Annotated in this window: 20 protein-coding genes; 9 read left to right on the forward strand and 11 right to left on the reverse strand. The window is 72.1% G+C overall.

What is annotated here, in order from left to right:
* Window positions 1-27: 27 nt before the first annotated feature.
* From OG974_RS28705 to OG974_RS28715, 3 genes are read right to left on the reverse strand one after another with little or no spacing between them, the layout of a single operon-like run.
* Window positions 28-1257 (reverse strand): hypothetical protein, encoded by a 1230-nt coding sequence (locus OG974_RS28705; protein WP_328763753.1) that lies wholly within the window; start codon window positions 1255-1257, stop codon window positions 28-30.
* Window positions 1254-3029, reverse strand: a complete 1776-nt coding sequence (locus OG974_RS28710) for a lipopolysaccharide biosynthesis protein (protein ID WP_329314595.1) — start codon at window positions 3027-3029, stop codon at window positions 1254-1256. The genes OG974_RS28705 and OG974_RS28710 overlap by 4 nt, the downstream gene beginning before the upstream one ends.
* A complete protein-coding gene (locus OG974_RS28715; RefSeq protein WP_327285789.1) occupies window positions 3026-4231 on the reverse strand; it encodes a glycosyltransferase family 4 protein in 1206 nt (401 codons plus the stop codon). The genes OG974_RS28710 and OG974_RS28715 overlap by 4 nt, the downstream gene beginning before the upstream one ends.
* Window positions 4232-4403: 172 nt before the next feature.
* On the opposite strand from OG974_RS28715, the gene OG974_RS28720 reads away from it, so the two are divergent.
* Window positions 4404-4874 carry an adenylyltransferase/cytidyltransferase family protein gene (locus OG974_RS28720; RefSeq protein WP_327285562.1) on the forward strand — a complete coding sequence of 157 codons (471 nt, stop codon included), beginning with the start codon at window positions 4404-4406 and terminating at the stop codon, window positions 4872-4874.
* A gap of 55 nt (window positions 4875-4929) precedes the next feature.
* Here the strand turns inward: OG974_RS28720 and OG974_RS28725 are convergent, their stop codons facing one another.
* Together OG974_RS28725 and glgX are read right to left on the reverse strand one after the other, a co-directional pair.
* Window positions 4930-5652 carry a CDP-alcohol phosphatidyltransferase family protein gene (locus tag OG974_RS28725; RefSeq protein ID WP_329314597.1) on the reverse strand — a complete coding sequence of 241 codons (723 nt, stop codon included), beginning with the start codon at window positions 5650-5652 and terminating at the stop codon, window positions 4930-4932.
* A 219-nt stretch (window positions 5653-5871) separates the two neighbouring features.
* The gene (gene glgX, locus OG974_RS28730) at window positions 5872-8253 is read right to left on the reverse strand and encodes a glycogen debranching protein GlgX (RefSeq protein ID WP_329314599.1); all 2382 of its coding nucleotides are present in this window, start codon (window positions 8251-8253) and stop codon (window positions 5872-5874) included.
* 183 nt (window positions 8254-8436) lie between these two features.
* Between glgX and OG974_RS28735 the strand changes: the two genes are divergently transcribed.
* The gene (locus OG974_RS28735) at window positions 8437-9657 is read left to right on the forward strand and encodes an Ig-like domain-containing protein (protein WP_327285790.1); all 1221 of its coding nucleotides are present in this window, start codon (window positions 8437-8439) and stop codon (window positions 9655-9657) included.
* Window positions 9658-9906: 249 nt separating this feature from the next.
* On the opposite strand, the gene OG974_RS28740 is transcribed toward OG974_RS28735, so the two are convergent.
* Window positions 9907-10134 carry a hypothetical protein gene (locus tag OG974_RS28740; RefSeq protein WP_371644887.1) on the reverse strand — a complete coding sequence of 76 codons (228 nt, stop codon included), beginning with the start codon at window positions 10132-10134 and terminating at the stop codon, window positions 9907-9909.
* Window positions 10135-10303: 169 nt separating this feature from the next.
* On the opposite strand from OG974_RS28740, the gene OG974_RS28745 reads away from it, so the two are divergent.
* From OG974_RS28745 to OG974_RS28775, 7 genes are all read left to right on the forward strand, one after another.
* Window positions 10304-10447: a hypothetical protein gene (locus OG974_RS28745; protein WP_371644889.1), complete on the forward strand. Its 144-nt coding sequence runs from the start codon at window positions 10304-10306 to the stop codon at window positions 10445-10447.
* Between the two features lie 75 nt (window positions 10448-10522).
* Window positions 10523-11773, forward strand: a complete 1251-nt coding sequence (locus OG974_RS28750) for an Ig-like domain-containing protein (RefSeq protein ID WP_327285567.1) — start codon at window positions 10523-10525, stop codon at window positions 11771-11773.
* Between the two features lie 86 nt (window positions 11774-11859).
* Window positions 11860-12627, forward strand: a complete 768-nt coding sequence (locus tag OG974_RS28755) for an enoyl-CoA hydratase-related protein (protein WP_327285568.1) — start codon at window positions 11860-11862, stop codon at window positions 12625-12627.
* A 137-nt stretch (window positions 12628-12764) separates the two neighbouring features.
* Window positions 12765-13373, forward strand: coding sequence for an ATP-binding protein (locus OG974_RS28760; RefSeq protein ID WP_371644892.1), 609 nt, complete (start codon window positions 12765-12767; stop codon window positions 13371-13373).
* A gap of 352 nt (window positions 13374-13725) precedes the next feature.
* Window positions 13726-14553 carry a polysaccharide deacetylase family protein gene (locus OG974_RS28765; RefSeq protein ID WP_328763762.1) on the forward strand — a complete coding sequence of 276 codons (828 nt, stop codon included), beginning with the start codon at window positions 13726-13728 and terminating at the stop codon, window positions 14551-14553.
* The gene (locus OG974_RS28770) at window positions 14550-15740 is read left to right on the forward strand and encodes a hypothetical protein (RefSeq protein ID WP_327278668.1); all 1191 of its coding nucleotides are present in this window, start codon (window positions 14550-14552) and stop codon (window positions 15738-15740) included. Before OG974_RS28765 ends, OG974_RS28770 begins: the two co-directional genes overlap by 4 nt.
* An 88-nt stretch (window positions 15741-15828) precedes the next feature.
* Entirely contained in the window at window positions 15829-16041 is a 213-nt protein-coding gene (locus OG974_RS28775) for an EF-hand domain-containing protein (protein WP_266625258.1), read from the forward strand.
* 94 nt (window positions 16042-16135) lie between these two features.
* Here OG974_RS28775 and OG974_RS28780 read toward each other — a convergent pair whose 3' ends face one another.
* Genes OG974_RS28780 through OG974_RS28800 form a run of 5 tightly spaced genes read right to left on the reverse strand, consistent with a single transcriptional unit; the run spans window position 16136 to window position 19355 of the window.
* Window positions 16136-16696: a PadR family transcriptional regulator gene (locus OG974_RS28780; RefSeq protein WP_327278669.1), complete on the reverse strand. Its 561-nt coding sequence runs from the start codon at window positions 16694-16696 to the stop codon at window positions 16136-16138.
* Window positions 16697-16732: 36 nt separating this feature from the next.
* Window positions 16733-17557 carry an ATP-binding cassette domain-containing protein gene (locus OG974_RS28785; protein ID WP_327278670.1) on the reverse strand — a complete coding sequence of 275 codons (825 nt, stop codon included), beginning with the start codon at window positions 17555-17557 and terminating at the stop codon, window positions 16733-16735.
* Window positions 17554-18303, reverse strand: coding sequence for a cobalt ECF transporter T component CbiQ (gene cbiQ, locus OG974_RS28790; RefSeq protein WP_327278671.1), 750 nt, complete (start codon window positions 18301-18303; stop codon window positions 17554-17556). The genes OG974_RS28785 and cbiQ overlap by 4 nt, the downstream gene beginning before the upstream one ends.
* Window positions 18304-18306: 3 nt before the next feature.
* Window positions 18307-18663 carry an energy-coupling factor ABC transporter substrate-binding protein gene (locus OG974_RS28795; RefSeq protein WP_371644895.1) on the reverse strand — a complete coding sequence of 119 codons (357 nt, stop codon included), beginning with the start codon at window positions 18661-18663 and terminating at the stop codon, window positions 18307-18309.
* Window positions 18663-19355, reverse strand: coding sequence for an energy-coupling factor ABC transporter permease (locus tag OG974_RS28800; protein WP_327278672.1), 693 nt, complete (start codon window positions 19353-19355; stop codon window positions 18663-18665). Before OG974_RS28800 ends, OG974_RS28795 begins: the two co-directional genes overlap by 1 nt.
* Window positions 19356-19373 lie beyond the last annotated feature (18 nt).

Consider the following 19373-nt stretch of genomic DNA (forward strand, 5'->3'; position numbering starts at 1 on the left):
CGCCGCGCAGCGGGTCGGCTGCCGGAGTCAGGCCGCTGTGGTGACGGACTGCGTCGGGGCCGGGCCCGCGGCCGGGATCCGGGAGACGCGCAGCCAAGCCGCCGCGGCCTTCAGGGCCGAGCCCGCCGCCAGCCCCCACGCGGCGCCGGAGACGCCCCAAACCGCGTACCCGCCGAGCAGCAGGGCCACCGACAGCAGCGAGAACACCACCTGCAAGGACAGCGTCGCCCTCGGGTTGAGCACCCGCAGGGTCAGCAGGGCGCAGGTGCCCAGACCCATCACCGCGTACTGGGCCCCCGTCGCCGGGAGCAGGGCCGAGGCCGCGGTCCAGGTCTCGCCCAGCAGCCTGCGCCCCAGGCCGGCCGGCAGTGCGTACAGAGCCGCCGCCCAGCCCGCCCCGAGCGCCGCCAGCACCGCCCCCATCAGCAGGGTCAGCCGGACCACGCCGCGCTTGCCCGACGCCCGCCCCACGACCGGCGGCCCGAACGCGTTCGCCGAGTTGAACAGCACGTTCAGCGGCCCGAACAGGGTCGTCGCACCCCGCAGCGCGCCCACCGCCAGCGGCGTCGCGAAGACACCGAGGCCGAGCACCGCGAGCTGGCTGGAGCCGTTGCCCACCGCGAACTCGACCACAAAGCGCTGCCCCAGGTGGCCCCGGCGCAGGTACGGCCGCAGGTCGGCCCGCGCCCCGCGCACGTACGGGCGCAGCAGCAACAGGCCCAGCGCGAGCGCGGGAAATGCCGAGACGCCCCACACCAGCACCAGCCGTGCAGCCGAGGCCCCCTCGGGCTGGAGCAGCAGCGCGGGGACGACGCACGCCAGCCGCAGCGCGTCCGCGGCCAGCGCCCGCTCGGGCGTGCGCAGCGCGGAGAAGCAGTACCGCAGCCCGTCCTGGACGAGCACCAGCGGCAGTACGAGGCCCAGCGCGAGGAAGCCCCGGCCGCCGGCCCCGGGCACGGCGATGCCGACGACGGCCAGCAGCACGCCCCCGGCCGCCGAAGCGGTCGCGGTGAACGCCAGGCCCGAGCGGCAGACCGCGCCCAGCCGGTCCTCGTCCTTCTCCAACACCACCGTCTGGCCGACGTACGCCATGTTCAACCCGAGGAGCACGCTGAACGTCACGTACACCATCGAGAAGTCGGCGAAGCCGGACGCCGAGGACAGCCGGGCGGCCAGCACCAGCACCAGGATGTTGGTGGCGCTGGACGCGGCCTGGTCCAGGACCGAGGAGACGGCGGCGAGGCCGCGCCGGCTCATCTGCGGCCCATGCGCACCGTGCGCAGGGCCACCGTGTCCGTGCCGTCGCCCGGGACGTGCTGCTCCGGCTCGGCCTGCCGGCCCTGGTTCGACTGGTCCTGCTGACGCGTGAGCGGCTGCGGCGCGGCCGGACGAGCGGCCTGCGCCGGGGTGCCCGGGCCGCTCGACTTGCCGCCGCGTCCACCACGGCCGCGCTTGTCGCCGGGCAGCGGGGCGTGCAGCACCGCGCCGAGCACGGTGCCGCCGGCGCCGCTGATCAGCTCGCGGATCCGGGACAGGTCGCTGCGGTGGACGGCGCGCGGGTCGCACACCACGAGGACGCCGTCGACGCGGTCGACGAGCGCGAGGGCGTCGGCGTACGAGAGCACCGGCGGCGCGAGCACGACGACGGTGGAGTTGGGGGAGTCGGCTTCGGCGATCAGTCGGGTGGCGCGCGGGGAGGTCAGCGCGCGGGCCACATTGCGCACCGGCTCGCCCGGGATCAGGTCGAAGGAGCCCGATTCCCCGGCGTCGACGACGAGCTGGCGGCCGTCGGGCCAGTCGGACTCGCCGTGCGGGGCGGAGTGCCCGCCGGCGGCCTGGCCGCCGGGCGGCTGGCTCCAGCGCGGCCGCCCAGCGCCGGTCGGCAACTGGCTGGCCAACACCGGCGTGCGCAGGTCGGCTTCGATGAGCAGGACGTCCTTGCCGGTCTCCGCGAAGGAGGCGGCCAGGTTCACGGCCGCGGCGGCGGCGGTCTCGCTGCTGCCCCGCGGGGCGACGACCAGCAGCCGGCGCCGGTCGGCGAACCGGGAGTCGTAGGCGAGCCGGAAGGCCACCGAGCGGAACTCCTCGGCGAGGCGGGGGTCTTCCTCACCGGCCGCGAGCAGCGGCCCGCCGCCGGTCTTGGGCCGCGGCAGGTAGCCCAGTACGGGGGCCCGCAGCGCCCGCGCGACATCGCCCTCGGAGCGCGGCGCGGGGTCGAAGACGAGGCGGACCCACGCGGCGAGCAGGCCGAGGGCCAGACCCACGGCCGCGCCGAGCGCGAGCGACATCGGGATGCCGGGTCCGTCGGTGCCGGACGGCGGGGTCGCGGCGCTGGTGACCCGGCCCGGCGTCATGTCCAGGGCCTGGAGCTTGGCGATGTTGCTGTTGAGGGTGTTGACCTTGCTCTGCAGGTCGGTCTTCGAGGAGTACGCGGCGTCGCGCCCCGGACCCGACGGCATGGCGTTGATCTGCTTGACGAGCTCGTCAAGGTTCTTGGCGACGGGGTCGCGCTGGTCCTGGTAGCCCTTGACCATCTTGTCGCGGGTGACGTCGAGCGACTCCTGCCGCTTGAGCAGGTAGGCCTCGGTCATCGCGTTGGCGCGGGTGGCGGCCTCCTTGGGGGAGGACGCGGTGTAGGTGAAGCGCAGCACCATCGTCTGCGGCGGGTTGGTCACCTGGAGGCCGCTGCGCAGCCCGGCGAAGTCCTTCGAGGTCACCCCGAGCTTCTTCGCGGCCTCGTTGGCTATGGAGGAGCTGAGCGCGACCTGCCGCTCCGAGCCGATGTTGATCGCCTTGTCGGGCGCGAGGCTCGGGTTGAACGGGTCGTCGGTGGGTGCGCGCAGCACGATGTCCGCGGTCGCGACATAGGTGTCGGACGTGGAGACGCCGAGGTAGACGCCGCCCAGGAGGCCGATGCCGATGCCCGCCCCGAGGAGGCGGCGGTAGCGCAGGAGCTGCTTGAACTGGTCCCTGAGGAGGTCCGGTTCGTCCTCCGCCGGCACGGATGCAGGGCGGTTCGTCTCGATCACGGCTGCGGACCCCCAAGTGCTTCGTCTATCAGTGCGTCGATGCGGGCCAGGCCCGCGTCACGGCTCAGGTGGGCCGCCACGTGGCGCGGCCCGGCCGCTCCCAGGGCGTCCGCGCCCGCGGGGTCCTCGGTGAGGGCCCGTACGGCCTTCAGCAGGGCGTGGGGGTCCTCCGGTGGTACGAGCACCCCTGCGCCCGAGCGTTCCACTTCCTGGGCGGTACCGCCCTCCGCCGCCACGGAAGCGATGACGGGGCGGCCGGCCTGGAAGTACGAGGTCAGTTTGGACGGCACGCTCATGTCGAGCACGGCCGCGTGCTGCGTCACGGCGAGCACGTCCGCCGCCGCGAGGATATCCGGGAACTCTCCGTCGGCGGCAGGGGGGATGATGTCCAGGTTCGGCACGTCCGCCGCGAGATCGGCGAGGGCCGCGCGCTGACTGCCGTCGCCCATGAGGACGAAGCGGACGCCCGGATCCAGGCGGGCGGCGCCGACGAGCACCTCAAGGCCCTGCTTGAGGCCCATGTTCCCGGAGTGCAGGACGACCGGCTCGCCGGGCCCCCAGCCGAGGTGGCGCCGGGTCTGGCCGCGCGGCTTGGTGGGCTGCGGGACGTGGGACCAATTGGGCACGAGGCGGATCTTCTTCGGGTCCACGCCCATGCCGACGACCCGGTCCACGAAGGTCTCGTGGATGACGCCGACCAGGGTGGCCCGCTTCAGTGCGTACGCCTCCGCGCGCCCGGCGATCGCGGCCGCCTTGTCGCCGCCGCTGATTCCGCTCTGCGCGGCGGCCGCGCCCATCAGGTCCTGGACGACCGGGACGAACGGGACCTTCCAGCGCGCGGCGAGCCGTGCGGCGAGGACGCCGCCGGCCAGGCTGGGCATCTGGGCCATCACCGCGTCGGGGCGCGGCATCCGGGGAGGGGCCACGGCGCCGTGCAGAAGAATCGATCCTTCGAACAGGGCGCGTTTTACGGCGGTTTGGCGGGGCGGCACGGTGTGGGCACGCCGGTGCACAGTGACCCCCGCGCGCCGTTCCGTGCGCTGGAGCGCCCCCTTGTACTCCGGCTCCAACGACCACGACGGGTAGTGGGGCATCCCGGCGAGGACGTGGGTGTCATGGCCGAGACCCGCCCAGTGCTCCGCGATCTGGGTGGCGTAGGGCCCAATCCCCGCGTGCTCGGGTGCGTAATTGGTGGAAACCAGCAGCAGGCGCCGGTGACCGGATCTCGACACTGAACGTCCCCTTCTCCCCAGGATGATGCGCACGTCACCCTATTCGTTCACCGGCAAGGTGCGGAACGTGCACGCTATTGTCTGCTAATCCGCCGCACCGGGGGGTGTGGCTGCTGGGGGGTAACTCATGACGGGGCGCGACATGTCCGAACTTGGCGCACCTGCGCACAGACCGCACCGAGTCGGGTATGCCCCGGGCGCTTACGACCTGTTCCATATCGGGCATCTCAATATCCTTCGGCACGCCCGGAGTCAGTGCGACTACCTGGTGGCCGGAGTGGTGTCCGACGAAATGGCCGAACTGGCCAAGGGGCGCCGCCCGATGATCCCGCTCGTCGAGCGGCTGGAAATCGTCCGCAGCGTGAAGTACGTGGACGCGGCGTTCGTCGAAACGGTCCCGGACAAGGTCGAGACCTGGAAGCAGGTCCGCTTCGACGTGATCTTCAAGGGCGACGACTGGCGCGGCACCCCCAAGGGCGACAAGTTGGAGAAGGACTTCGCCGCCGTCGGCGTCGACGTCGTCTACTTCCCCTACACGGTGCACACCTCCAGCACCCAGCTGCGCCGCGCCCTGGACGCGCTCTCCGAGCCGCTCAGCGCGGAGCGCCGCTGAGCGGGGGCCGGATCTCCGCGCGGATACCGATCCGTTGACCGGGTGCCGAACCGTTTCAGCGCGGTACGGCGTCGAGCTCCCGGAACCACTTCACGAGGAACGCCAGCAGGAACAGGGCGGCGCACACGCCGAACCCGGCGTACGCCCAGCGGAACAGCCCACCGCCCCCGAGCACCAGGAACACCAGGCAGAACACCCCGTAGTCCACGGGCAGCAGGGCCACCGCGCGCAACGTCGACGGTGCGGCGGCCGGGCTCCCCGGAGCCGGCTTGGGTTTGAGCTTCTCGGTCAGCAGCCCGCCGAAGAAGGTGACGACCGAGGCGAACTGGAAGCCCAGCGGCACCAGTAGCCAGCCGTCCCCGCCCGTCCCGTACGCCTCGGGGAAGCGGTGGAAGGCGATCAGCACGCAGGTGTGCAGGGCGGTCAGCTTGGCGCAGTCCACGACGTGGTCGAGCCACTCGCCCGCCGCGCTGCCGCCCCCGCGCAGCCGGGCCAGCTGTCCGTCGGCGGAGTCGAAGGCGAACCCGACGGCGAGGGCCGCCCACACGGCGACGCCCAACCACCACGAGGGGGCGACCAGCGCGACGGCGGCCACCGCGGCGAAGCTGAAAGCCGCGCTGACCAGCGTCACTTGGTTCGGGCTCAGCCCGAGCGCATACGACGCGGCGGCCAGGTAGCGCCCGGCGGGCCGGTTCACGAACCGGGAGTAGAGCGATACGCCCTTCGCCGACTTCTGCGCCCCGCGCAGCTCCCGCAGCGCGGTCCCGACCTTCGCCATGCGTACCCCTGATCCGTGCGGTGGCACACGTGTACGGGTGCACGTGTGTACGAGAGCAGACATCATCTCAGGGGCGAGCGAGGGCTCCCGCTCCGGTTCCCCGGCGGACTGCCGGGAGTAGTGGCGCACGGGCCGTGAGCCGCAAGGCCTGCGCCGAGGCCTCCGTACGGCGACCCCGTGCAGCGGCCGCCGTACGGGCGGCCGACGCCCCGCGGCCCCTCAGCTCGCCACCCGCAGCAGCAGCACCGACCGGGCCGGCACCGTCAGGGTCTCCCCGCCCCGGTGCCGGGTGCGCGGAGGCGCGGCCTGGTCCTCCCGCGCGGTGTCCAGCACCAGTTCGTACCCCGCCGCCCACGGCGCGGCCGGGAGCACCCACGCCACCGGCCGGTCCCCGGCGTGCAGCAGCAACAGGAAGCTGTCGTCGCTCACCTGCCGCCCCCGCTCGTCGCGGCCCGGGATGTCCCGCCCCGACAGGTACATCCCGAGCGCGGCCGCCGGCGCGTACCAGTCCCGCTCCGTCATCTCCGTGCCCGCCGGGGTGAACCAGGCCAGGTCCCGCAGCCCGTCCGCACCCTGGGGCCGCCCCGAGAAGAACGCCCTGCGGCGCAGCACCGGATGCTCCTGGCGCAGCGCCACCAGCCGCGCGGCCAGCGCGAACAGTTCCCGCCACGCCGGGTCTTCCAGCAGCGACCAGTCCACCCAGCCCGTCTCGTTGTCCTGGCAGTAGGCGTTGTTGTTGCCGCCCTGCGTGCGGCCGAACTCGTCACCCGCGACCAGCATCGGCACCCCCGTGGACAGCAGCAACGTGGTCAGCAGGTTGCGCAGCTGGCGCCGCCGCAGCACCCCGATCCGGGCGTCCGTGCCCCCCGGCGGATCCCCCTCCACCCCACAGTTCCACGAGCGGTTGTCGTTGGTCCCGTCGCGGCCCGCCTCCCCGTTGGCCTCGTTGTGCTTGCGCTCGTACGACACCAGGTCGCGCAGGGTGAAACCGTCGTGCGCTGTGATGAAGTTGACCGAGGCGTACGGCCGCCGCCCGCCCCACGCGTACAGGTCGCTGGAGCCCGACAACCGGTACCCGAGATCCCGTACGTCGGGCAGCGCGCCCCGCCAGAAGTCCCGCACGGCGTCCCGGTACCGGTCGTTCCACTCCGTCCACAGCGGCGGGAACGCCCCCACCTGGTAGCCGCCCGAGCCTACGTCCCACGGCTCGGCGATCAGCTTCACCCGTCGCAGCACCGGATCCTGGGCGATCACCGCGAGGAACGGCGACAGCATGTCCACGTCGTGCATCGAGCGGGCCAGCGCCGCCGCCAGATCGAAGCGGAAGCCGTCCACCCCCATCTCCGTCACCCAGTAGCGCAGCGAGTCCGTGATCAGGCGCAGCACGTGCGGGCGCCCCGCGTGCAGGGTGTTCCCGCATCCCGTGTAGTCGGCGTAGCGGCGCTGGTCGGACTGGAGCCGGTAGTAGCCCCGGTTGTCGACACCGCGCAGCGACAGCGTCGGGCCCAGCTCGCCCGCCTCCGCCGTGTGGTTGTAGACCACGTCGAGGATGACCTCGATCCCGGCCGCGTGCAGGGCCTTCACCATCCGCTTGAACTCGCCGACCTGCTGCCCGGCCGTACCGGACGAGGAGTAGCCGGCGTGCGGGGCGAAGTAGCCAATCGAGTTGTACCCCCAGTAGTTGCGCAAGCCCCGGCGCAGCAGGTGGTCCTCGTGCGCGAACTGGTGCACCGGCAGCAGTTCGACCGCCGTCACCCCGAGCCGCGTCAGGTGCTCCACCGCCGCCGGGTGGGCCAGGCCCGCGTAGGTGCCGCGCAGCTCCTCGGGAACACCCGGATGGCGCATCGTGAACCCGCGCACGTGCAGTTCGTAGATCACCGAATCGGCCCACGGGGTCTTCGGCCGGACGTCGTCCGCCCAGTCGTCGTCATCGTGGACGACGACCCCCTTGGGCACGTACGGCGCCGAGTCGCGGTCGTCGCGCACGGTGTCCGCGATGTACTGCTGGGGCCAGTCGCGGACGTGTCCGTACACCTCCGGCGGCAGCGCGAAGTCCCCGTCGACGGCCCGCGCGTACGGGTCCAGCAGCAGCTTCGCCGGATTGAACCGGGCCCCCGTCCAGGGGTCCCAGCGGCCGTGCACCCGGAACCCGTACCGCTGCCCCGGGCGCACCCCGGGCAGGAAGCCGTGCCAGATCTCGTGCGTCAGCTCGGTCAGCGCACACCGGGTCTCGGCGCCCTCCGCGTCGAAGAGGCACACCTCCACCGCCTCGGCGCCCTGCGCCCACAGCGCGAAGTTGGTGCCCGCCGTCCCGTCCGGGCCGGTACGGAACCGGGCCCCCAGGGGGTGCGAGGAGCCCGGCCACACCGGGGGCCCCGGGCGCGTGACGGCCCGTAAGGCCGGCTCGCGGTCCGGTGCCGCCGTCGCGCCGGACCGGCCGTTGGCGTACGGGAAGGGCGGCGCGGCACCGCCGCCCCGGACCGCCTCCACGGCCTCCACCGCGTCCACCGCGTCGACGGCGTCCACGCCGACGACCGGCACCGACTCCGCTGACTCCACGGCGGCGGCATCCACCGCCTCTTGTTCGGCTGCGCTCGACACTGCCCGCCTCCACGGCTCCTGGGTACCGGCGGGGGTAGGGGAGAGTGCGGCCCCGGCGTCCCGGCCTGGGCCCGCCCCCGTCTGGTCCTTCCCACTGTTCTGCCCGTAGAGATCTGCCCGGAACGTGGCGCGCGCTCACGTTTCCCCCGGAGGGGGCCGGTCGTTGGAGGGATCGTGACACTTCTGACGAGGCGGGCAGGGGCGGGCTTGGCCGCCGTGGCGGCATGGGCGGGCCTGCTCGGCGGCCTGGCCGGATGCACCGGGAGCGGCGGTTCCCCGGTCGAGATCCAGCTCCCCGGCAAACCCCGGTCGCCCGACGAGGCCATCCGCATCACCCCCGAGGACAACGTCAAGGGGGTCCCGGCCGAGGGCCCGCTCACCGTCAGAGTGCCCGAGGGCCGCCTCGAACGGGTCGTGGTCACCAAGGTCGAGGACGCCCAGGAGGAGCGCGTCCCCGGCTCCATCGCCCCCGACGGACTCAGCTGGAGCCCCGATACGGAGGGCGGCCGGCTCGCGCTCGCCGCCAAGTACACCGTGGACGCGGTCGCCCTCGACGGCCACAACCGTCGCCAGGCCCGGCACACCACCTTCACCACCTACGTCCCCGAGGAGCGGTTCATCGGCTACTTCAAGCCCGAGAACCGCTCCACCGTCGGCACCGGCATGATCGTCTCCTTCAACTTCAACCGGTCCATCGCGAACCGCGCCGACGTGGAACGGGCCATCAACGTCACCTCCAAGCCGCCGGTGGAGGTCGTCGGCCACTGGTTCGGGAACGAGCGCCTCGACTTCCGGCCCAAGCAGTACTGGAAGCCCGGCACCGAAGTCACCGTCACCATGAACCTGCGGGACGTGCAGGGCGCCCCCGGCTCGTACGGCATCCAGGACAAGTCCGTCACCTTTACGGTCGGCCGCTCCCAGGTCTCCACCGTGGACGCGGAGGCGCACACGATGGAGGTCCGCCGCGACGGGAAGCTGGTCCAAACCCTCCCGATCAGCGCCGGAGCGCCCAAGAACACCACCTACAACGGGAAGATGGTGGTGCTGGAGATGTTCGACGTGACCCGGATGAACGGCCAGACCGTCGGGTTCGGCGGCGAGTACGACATCCCCGACGTCCCGCACGCCATTCGGCTCACCACCTCCGGGACCTTCCTGCACGGCAACTACTGGGCCAGCCCCGACACCTTCGGCTCCACCAACACCAGCCACGGCTGCGTGGGCCTGCGCGACGACAAGGGCGGCGGCTCGGACACCCCGGCCGGCTGGTTCTTCGACCGGACCCTGGTCGGGGACGTGGTGGAGGTCGTGAACTCGCAGGACAAGACGGTCGCCCCGAACAACGGGCTGGGCGGCTGGAACATGTCCTGGGCGGACTGGGTCGCGGGCTCGGCCAAGAGCTGAGGCGCACCGGCCCGCGCACCCCCTCCGACGCACCGGTCGGATGATTGTCGTACCGCAATCACCCGGGCCCGGGAGTGTCGTCCGTCCACCGCGCCGGGCCCCGCGCTGCTCAGCTGACCCCAGCCAAACAGCGCAGCAGCGCAGGGAGCCGGAGCCTCGGACTCGTGGTCACCGCCGTACTGGCCGCCGCTGCCCCCGCGGCGCCCGGTCCGGCCCCGCGGACCACGCGCGGGCACCCGCCGTACGGCCCTACGCGCGCCGCTGCCCGACGGCCTCGGCCCCTGCATCCCGGGCAGGTGCCCCGACCCGTTCCCTGGCGTCGACGTCGGGACCACCGCCAAGGGCTACGACGACGCGGTCAACCCGTTCGTCGGCGGCGACTTCCAGGTCCGCGGGCGCGCCGCCGAGGCCGAGGGCAAGGTCCTCGTCCTCGGCGGCTTCGACCAGGACGACGACCCCCGGGCGGGCCGGGGCCACAACACCGGCATCGTCGGCGCCGGCTCGCTCGTGCAGCCCCCGCCCGGCCCGGACTTCCCGGCCGTGCCGATCCGCACCGGCCGCGACGACCAAGGAGACCCGCCCCGGCCGGCACGAGGCCTACCGGCGCAGCAAGGACCACGCGTCCACGCCGTACGACGACGCCCCCGTGCCGCACGCCCAGTTCTTCGACGGGGGCCAGGACCTGCTGGCCGAGGGCGACGCCGTCTACGTCCGGGGCACCGAACCCGGCACCGAGGACTGGCTCCACCACGGCGCGCCGGTCCTTCCCGGTCTTGGGACGGAACGGTGACAAGACCGTTTCTCTTCGTGATCCCCCCGTGTGATTTCCTGGCGACATGCGCGCGACTGTCCGCGCGCGGGGGACATGGGGAGAAGAAGAGTGAACCTGCAGCCGATACGCGGCCGCGCCCGCCGCACCGGCCTGCCGGCCCTGCTGCTCGGAGCGGCGCTGCTGCTCACGAGCGCGTGCAGCGGAGGGGGCAACACCGGCAGCGGAGGCGGCGACAACGCCGGCGGTGGCGGAGGCGGAGGCGGCAAGACCGGCACCGAAGCGTCCAAGGCCGTTGTCAACGTCAAGCCCGACGACGGTGCCAAGGAGGTCGCCACCAGCGGCGTCCTGAAGATATCCACCACGGGCGGCAAGCTCACCACGGTGACCGTCGCCGACACCAAGGGCAATGCCGTCGACGGCAAGGTCGCCGCGGACGGTGCGAGCTGGGAGCCCGCCCGCAACCTGGCCTCCGCCACCGAGTACAAGGTGCACGCCGTCGCCAAGGACGAGGCCGGCCGGGAGTCCGCCAAGGACACCACCTTCACCACCCTGACCCCGACGAACACCTTCGTCGGCCACTACACGCCCGAGGACGGCGAGACCGTCGGCGTGGGCATGCCGGTGTCGGTCAACTTCAGCCGCGGCATCACCAACACCGAGGCCGTCGAGAAGGCCATCACGGTGACGGCCGAGCCGTCCGTGCCGGTCGAAGGTCACTGGTTCGGCAACGACCGCCTCGACTTCCGCCCCGAGAAGTACTGGGCCGCGGGTACCAAGGTCACCGTGAAGCTCGCCCTGGACGGCGTCGAGGGCCGCCCCGGCGTCTACGGCAAGCAGACCCGTACGGTCACGTTCACGATCGGCCGCTCGCAGGTCTCCACCGTCGACGCGAGCGAGCACACGATGCAGGTCGTGCGCGACGGCCAGGTCTTCAAGGACCTCCCGATCACCGCGGGCGCCCCGTCGACGACCACGTACAACGGGCAGATGGTCATCAGCGAGAAGTACAAGGTGACCCGCATGAACGGCGCGACCGTCGGCTTCGGCGGCGAGTACGACATCTCCGACGTCCCGCACGCGATGCGCCTGTCGAACTCCGGCACCTTCGTCCACGGCAACTACTGGGCCTCCTCGGGCACCTTCGGCTCCGAGAACGTCAGCCACGGCTGCGTGGGCCTCAAGGACGTCCGCGGTGCGGGCGACGGCAACCAGCCCGCGGCGTGGTTCTTCAACGAGTCGCTGATCGGCGACGTCGTCATCGTGAAGAACTCCAAGGACAAGCAGATCGCCCCGGACAACGGCCTCAACGGCTGGAACATGGACTGGGCGGAGTGGATCAAGTAGTCCTCCCCCGTACGTAGTCGAGTGGCCCGGTGCTGTGACCCACAGCACCGGGCCACTTCGCGTTAACCGCGGCTAACCTTCCGCGTATGACCCTCTCTCTCGAAGTCTCCGAAGGCGTCGGCACCATCCGCCTGGACCGGCCGCCCATGAACGCCCTGGACATCGCCACCCAGGACCGGCTGCGCGAGCTCGCCGTGGAGGCCACCGACCGGGCCGACGTCCGCGCGGTGATCATCTACGGCGGCGAGAAGGTGTTCGCGGCCGGCGCGGACATCAAGGAGATGCAGACGATGGACCACGCGGCGATGGTCGCCCGGTCCCGCGCGCTCCAGGACGCCTTCACCGCCGTGGCGCGGATCCCCAAGCCGGTCGTCGCCGCCGTCACCGGTTACGCCCTGGGTGGCGGCTGCGAACTCGCACTGTGCGCCGACTACCGGATCGCCGCCGACAACGCGAAGCTCGGCCAGCCCGAGATCCTGCTCGGCCTGATCCCGGGGGCCGGCGGCACCCAGCGCCTGTCCCGGCTGATCGGCCCGTCCAAGGCCAAGGACCTCATCTTCACCGGCCGCATGGTCAAGGCCGACGAGGCGCTCGCCCTCGGGCTCGTTGACCGCGTCGTGCCCGCCGCCGAGGTGTACGAGCAGGCGCACGCCTGGGCCGCCAAGCTGGCCCAGGGGCCGGCCATCGCACTGCGCGCCGCCAAGGAGTGCGTGGACGCGGGTCTGGAGGCGGACATCGACACCGGCCTGACCATCGAACGCAACTGGTTCGCGGGCCTGTTCGCGACCGAGGACCGCGAGCGCGGCATGCGCAGCTTCGTCGAAGAGGGCCCGGGCAAGGCGAAGTTCCTCTAGTCGGTCGTCGCCCGTCCTCCATGGGGGTGGATTAGCCAGGCCTTAAGGCAGCCTTAAGGGACTATGGAGATCCACTTGCGGTGATCTTCCGGGAGTGGTGGGTCACCGCAGATCAGGGTGGTCCCACGGGCGTCCGATTGCCCCACGCATATGACGGGACACCCCTCCGGAATGGACTATTCCGGGGGGTGTTTTCCTGCGGAACGGCCCGGACGGGCGCATCGGCCGTCCATGATGGGTGCATGGCGGGCCTGGAGGGTGTGGAACAGCCGCGGCAGCGCAGCAGCGCTTCCGCCGTACGGCTGACGGCGGCTCTTGAGGACGAACAGGGTCTCAAGGCGCTGGAGTTGTACGGGAACCCGGCCGAGGTGGAAGCGACGCTCCCGTCCATGCCGGAGTCGGCGAGCACGGCCCGCCGGCTCGCCCAGTACGTGGTGATCCGCTTCTGGGGCTTCTCCCCGCAGGTGTCCGAACACACCGTCCTGCTCGTCTCGGAGCTCGTCGGCAACGCCGTGCGCCACACCGGCGCCCGTTCCTTCGGTTTACGGATGCACCGGCGGCGCGGCTGGATCCGCGTCGAGGTGCGCGACCCCTCGCGCGGGCTGCCCTGCCTGATGCCGGTCCACGAGCTGGACACCACCGGCCGGGGCCTCTTCCTCGTCGACAAGCTCTCCGACCGCTGGGGCGCCGACCTGCTGCCGCGCGGAAAGATCACCTGGTTCGAGATGCGCGTGGCCGACCGCTGATCCCCCTGCCGTCGCCCCGCCCGGATACGCCCGAAGCCCCCGGTCGCCGTGGTGGGGCGTCGTGGGGGCTTCATGGGTGCGCCGAGGATCGAAGGGGGTGTGATCCTCGGCGTGGCGACTTCGCTCGGGTCAATGGGGGAAGCCGTGATTTCGACTATGGCAGACGGGCGACCAAACGCCAAAAGTCCCAAGTTGGACATAAGTGTGCAAATACTAAGAGTTTCCAGCTAAATCCTAGGTGAGGTGGGCCACTCACCTCGTAATCAATGAATAAATATCCACCGCTCTGTGTGATTCGTTGATCGAGTAACGGACGCTCCCTCGTATGGGTGGACTCCGGCGAAGGTCCCGAATGGGGTCAATCGTTACCTTCCGCAGCATCCACCCCTTAAATGGGCAGGTGCTCTGCTACCCGGACCGCCGATCCGCCCTCCGCGCCGGTGCGGCGGTCGCCGCCGGCGCCTTCACCGCCGCCTGCGGCTCGGGCGCCCGTACGCCCGCCGCCCCGCCCTCGAAGGCGGCCCCGGCGAAACCCGCCCCCGTCCGGCCCGCGGCGGTCCCGCGCCGGTTCCCCGGCCAGCCCACCGAGATCGCGCACGGTCCGCGCGACCGCCCCGGGGTCGCCCTCACCTTCCACGGCAACGGGGACCCCGCCACCGCCCGGGCCGTGCTCGCCGAGGCCGAAAGGGCGGGCGCGCGCGTCACCGTACTGGCGATCGGCAGCTGGCTCGACGCCCACCCGGACATGGCGCGCCGCATCCTGGACGGCGGCCACGAACTCGGCAACCACACCCAGCGCCACCTCGCGATCAACACCATGCCCGAGGCGGAGGCCTACGCCGAGATCACCGGCTGCGCCCAACGCCTCAAGCGGCTCACCGGCTCCATCGGCACCTGGTTCCGGCCCTCCCAGACCCAGTACGCCACCCCGCTCGTCCAGCGCCTCGCCCAGCGGGCCGGCTACCCGCACGTCCTCTCGTACGACGTGGACTCCCTCGACTTCACCTCGCCCGGTGCCGCGGCCGTCATCCGCAACGTCACCGGGACGATCCAAGGCGGATCGGTGGTGAGCCTGCACTTCGGCTACGCGGACACGGTCGACGCGATGCCGCCCCTCCTCGAAGAACTCGCGCGCCGCAAGATGCGCGCGGTGACCACCACGGAGCTGCTGACCTCATGACCACCACCCGCCTTCCCCGGAAGGCCACCGTGCTGCTGGCCGGTCTGGTCCTCGCCGCCCTGGCCGGCTGCGGATCGGCCGACAAGGAGCCCGCCGAGGCGCTCGGCTCCGCCGCGCAGGCCCGGCAGCCCGTCAAGGCCGTACCGGCCGTCCCCCCCGGCCTCGCCGGCATGCCGCCGCTCCTCGACCCGAACGACGTGTACGCGGCCGATCGGCCGAACCGCCTCTCCCCGGTGGTCAAGGACTTCCCGTCCCGCGTCTACGTGCCGAACACCACCTCCAACACGGTGTCCGTCATCGACCCGGCGACGTACAAGGTCATCGACACCATCCCCGTCGGCATCCAGCCCCAGCACGTCGTCCCGTCCTGGGACATGAAGACCCTGTGGGTCAACAACAACCGCGGCCACACGCTCACCCCGATCAACCCGGCCACGGGCGAGGCGGGCGCACCCGTCGAGGTGCACGACCCGTACAACCTGTACTTCACCCCGAACGGCAAGTACGCGGTCGTGATGGCCTCCATGGACCGCGAGCTGGTCTTCCGCGACGCCCACACCATGAACCGGGTGAAAACGGTCCCGGTGACCTGCTTCGGCGTCAACCACGCGGACTTCTCCGCCGACGGCCGCTACTTCATCGTGAGCTGCGAGTTCTCCGGCGAGCTCCTCAAGGTCGACACCGAGAAGATGGAGGTCATCGCCCAGCAGAAGCTGCCCTTCGAGGGCGCGATGCCGCAGGACGTGAAGGTCTCCCCGGACGGCAAGACCTTCTACGTCGCGGACATGATGGCGCACGGCATGTGGGTGTTCAGCGGGGACAAGTTCGACATCCCCAAACTGCTGCCCACCGGCAAGGGCACCCACGGCCTGTACGTCAGCCGCGACTCCAAGGAGATGTACATCTCCAACCGCGGTGAGGGCAGCATCTCCGTCTTCGACTTCAAGCAGAACAAGCTGACCAAGAAGTGGGAACTGCCCGACGGCGGCAGCCCCGACATGGGCGGCGTCTCCGCCGACGGCAAGGTGCTGTGGCTGTCGGGCCGCTACAACTCCGAGGTCTACGCGATCGACACGGTCACCGGCCGCCAGCTCGCCAAGATCCCGGTGGGCGGCGGCCCGCACGGCCTGGCCGTCTACCCACAGCCCGGCCGCTACTCGCTCGGCCACACCGGGATCTTCCGCTAGGCCACGGCGCCGGGACCCGCGGATGGGGCGGGGCCCGGCTGCCGTTACCCTTGGCCGGTCAACAAGCACCGAGAAGGGGTGGATCCCAGTGGCTGACATCGAGAGCGCGCGGGCGACGTTCGGCAAGTTCGACGCGGACGGTGACGGCTTCGTCACGGCGGACGAGTACAGCGCGGCCATGAAGGCGATGGGTGACGCGTACGTCACCGGCGCCGTCGCGGACGCCGTCATCGCCGCCAAGGACACCAACGGCGACGGCCTCCTGAGCTTCGACGAGTTCTGGGCCTCCCTGAACAAGTAAGCCCCGCCCCCCCCCCCGGCCGATGCCGGAAGGGCACGCAGCCCCCGCAACGCCCCCCGCCGGGCGCGGCGGGGGCTTCGCACTGCCCGTCGGCTCAGGGCGTGACCCCGCCGGGTGGCCGGGTCATGTCCTCGACCTCGCCCAGGGCCTCCTCCAGCCAGCGCAGCCAGAACGTCTCCAGGCCGATGCCGCCGTGCAGGACCAGGCGGCGCAGCCGGTCCTCGTCGGAGTCCCGCCCGGGCGGGAAGTCCTTCTCCTCGATGGCCTCGTAGACCGCCAGCTGGCGGCGGTGCAGATCCAGATGGCGCCGCAGCTCCCCGGCCAGCCCGTGCGGGCCCACGACGGCGGCCGCCCGGATCCGCAGCAGCAGCGGATCCCGGATGGCCTTCGGGTCCTGGCTCTCGCCGACCCACCGCGCGAGCTCCGCGCTGCCGGCCTCCAGCACCTCGTACTGCTTCTTCTGCCCCCGTACTGGGACCTCGCTGGGCAGCGCCCGGATCAGCCCGGCCTCCTCCAGCCGGCCCAGCTCGCGATAGATCTGCTGGTGCGTCGCGGACCAGAAGTACCCGATCGACTTGTCGAACCGCCGCGTCAGCTCCAGCCCCGACGAGGGCTTCTCCAGCAGGGCGGTGAGGATGGCGTGCGGCAGCGACATGCGGCCATCCTAGGGAGGCGCGAGAGCGTCGTCCGGCTACCGGGTCCAGGCGGCGAGGGCCTCCGGGGTCCTGGGGCCCGGGTCGTCGGTGGCCAGGAGGGCGCGGGACCGCAGGAACGTCGTCACCGCCGGGGACCACGCCTGGCGCAAGCCCGCCGAGGCCAGCAGCTCCGGGTCGGACAGCAGGGCCTGCGCCGGGCCGACGCGGATGCCCGACGGGGTCAGCACCGCCGCGTCGTCCGCCCAGCGGACCGCCAGGTCGACGTCGTGCGTGGCCATGACCACCGTGGTGCCGGCCGAGCGGAGCCCCGCCAGGGCGTCCAGCAGGCGTTCCTGCCCGTCCGGGTCCAGGCCCGCCGTCGGCTCGTCCAGGATCAGCACCCGCGGAGCCATCGCCACCGCGCCCGCGATCGCCGCCCGCTTGCGCTGCCCGTACGAGAGCAGGTGCGTCGGGCGGTCCCGCAGCGCGGTGATGTCCAGTGCGGAGAGTGCGGCCTCCACCCGCGCCCGTACCTCCCCGACGGGCAGGCCCAAGTTCATCGGCCCGAAGGACACGTCCTGTTCCACCGAGGCCGCGAACAGCTGGTCGTCCGGGTCCTGGACCACCAGCTGCACCGCCGTCCGCAGTCGGGTCAGCCCCGCCCGGTCGTACGACACCGCGGTCCCGTCGAGGCGCAGCGCCCCCGAGCCCGGGCGCAGGCCCCCGCTCAGCAGCCGCATCAGCGTGGTCTTGCCGCTGCCGTTGCGGCCCAGCAGGACCAGCGCCCGGCCCTCCGCGATGGCGAAGTCCACGTCGGACAGGACCGCCGGGCCGTCCTCGTACGCGTAGCCGGCGCCGGCCAGTTCCACCAACGGTTTCACAGGTAGAGCCCCTTCAGGGTGAGAGTCAGGGTGATCAGGGCCGCCAGCAGGGCCCCCGACGCCGCCAGGAACCGCCAGGACAGGGTCGCCTCGGGTACGAGGACCCGCAGCGCGCCGTCGTAGCCGCGCCCGGCCAGGCCCACCTGGAGCCGCGCCGCGCGGTCGAAGGCCCGTACGAACGAGGTCGCGGCGAGCCCGGCCAGCGAACGCCACACCGCGGCCCGCCCGGACTGGCCCAGACGGGCGGCCTGGGCGCGCCGTACCTGGGCCATCGAGTCCAGCAGCAGGAAGCCGATCCGGTACATGACCAGGGCCACGTCCACCACCGGCGCCGGGACCCCGGCACCCACCAGCCGGGGCAGGACGTCCGAGACGGGCGTGGTGAACGCGAACAGCAGCACGCCGAGCGAGGCCGCCGAGGTCCGCAGCAGCAGGTCCGCGGCGTGCCGGGGGCCGTCGGGGGCGAGCGAGACGAACCCGGCCGGCCCGCCGACGGAGACCAGCAGGGGCAGGGCGCCGGTGAAGCAGAAGCCCAGCGGGATCCGGAACGCCCGCCACAGCTGCCGCCCGGCCACACCGGCCGGCCCGAGGAGCACGGCGAGCGTCGCCGCGGCGACCAGCGGGCCGCCCGGCCAGGGCGGCAGGCACACGGCGGTGACGGTCAGTCCGAGTCCCAGCAGGGCCTTCTCCAGCGGATGGCGGCGGCGCCAGCGGCTGGAGTGCGCGGCCACGTCGATCGGCAGCACCGCCTACGACTCCGTGGCAGTGGGGTCGGCAGCGGTCGCCGCGGCAGCGGTCGCCGCGGCGGCGCCCTGGCGGCGGCCCTTGCGGACGCCGAAGTAGTACGCGAGCAGGCCCGCGCCGAGCGCCGCCTGGAGGGCGAACAGCGCCGACTCCACTTCCCCGGAGGGGGGTTCGTACAGCGGCGAGAACCACGGCTCGTAGTCCGGCTTCAGTTCGGTGATCGCCGCCTCCGCCTGCGCGTCGGAGCCCGTGAACGGCTCCTCCTTGCCGTCGCCCAGCCCCAGCGCGAGCGGCAGCACGGCCAGGGCCGCCACCAGGAGCAGCAGCAGGCCGTTGATCTTCGTGTTCCGGTTCATCGCCATCAGAGCGCCGCCTTCTGCTCGCCGCGACCGCTGAGCTTCGCGACGCCCAGCCGGACCAGGTCCGACTTGCTCGACTGCATCAGCAGCCGCATCACGAGCACCGTCAGCAGGCCCTCGCTGACCGCGAGCGGGATCTGGGTGACGGCGAAGATGCCGCCGAACTTCGCGAGCGCGCCCGGGAATCCGCTGCCCGGATCGGGGAACGCCAGGGCCAGCTGTACGGAGGTCACGCAGTAGGTGACCAGGTCGGCGAAGAAGGCGCCGAAGAAGACGGTCACCATCAGCGGGACGTCGAAGCGCTTGAGCAGCAGGTACACCCCGTATCCGGCCCAGGGTCCGGCGATGGCCATCGAGAAGACGTTCGCGCCGAGGGTGGTCAGCCCGCCGTGCGCGAGCAGCAGTGCCTGGAAGAGCAGGGTGATCGTGCCGAGCACCGCCATGATCGGAGGCCGGAACAGGATGGCGCCGAGCCCGGTCCCGGTGGGGTGCGAGCAACTTCCCGTCACCGAAGGGATCTTCAATGCGGAAAGGACGAACGTGAATGCTCCGGACGCCCCGAGCAGCAGCGTGCTCTCCGGGTTGGCCTTCACCTCGCGGGTGAGGGCGCGGACACCGTGGACGACGAAGGGAGCGGACGCGGCGCCCCAGGCGACCGCGTGCAAAGGGGGCAAGAACCCCTCGGCTATGTGCATGAGTTGGGAGACCTCTCC

This window comes from Streptomyces sp. NBC_00597, from assembly GCF_041431095.1.
Taxonomy (GTDB): Bacteria; Actinomycetota; Actinomycetes; order Streptomycetales; family Streptomycetaceae; genus Streptomyces.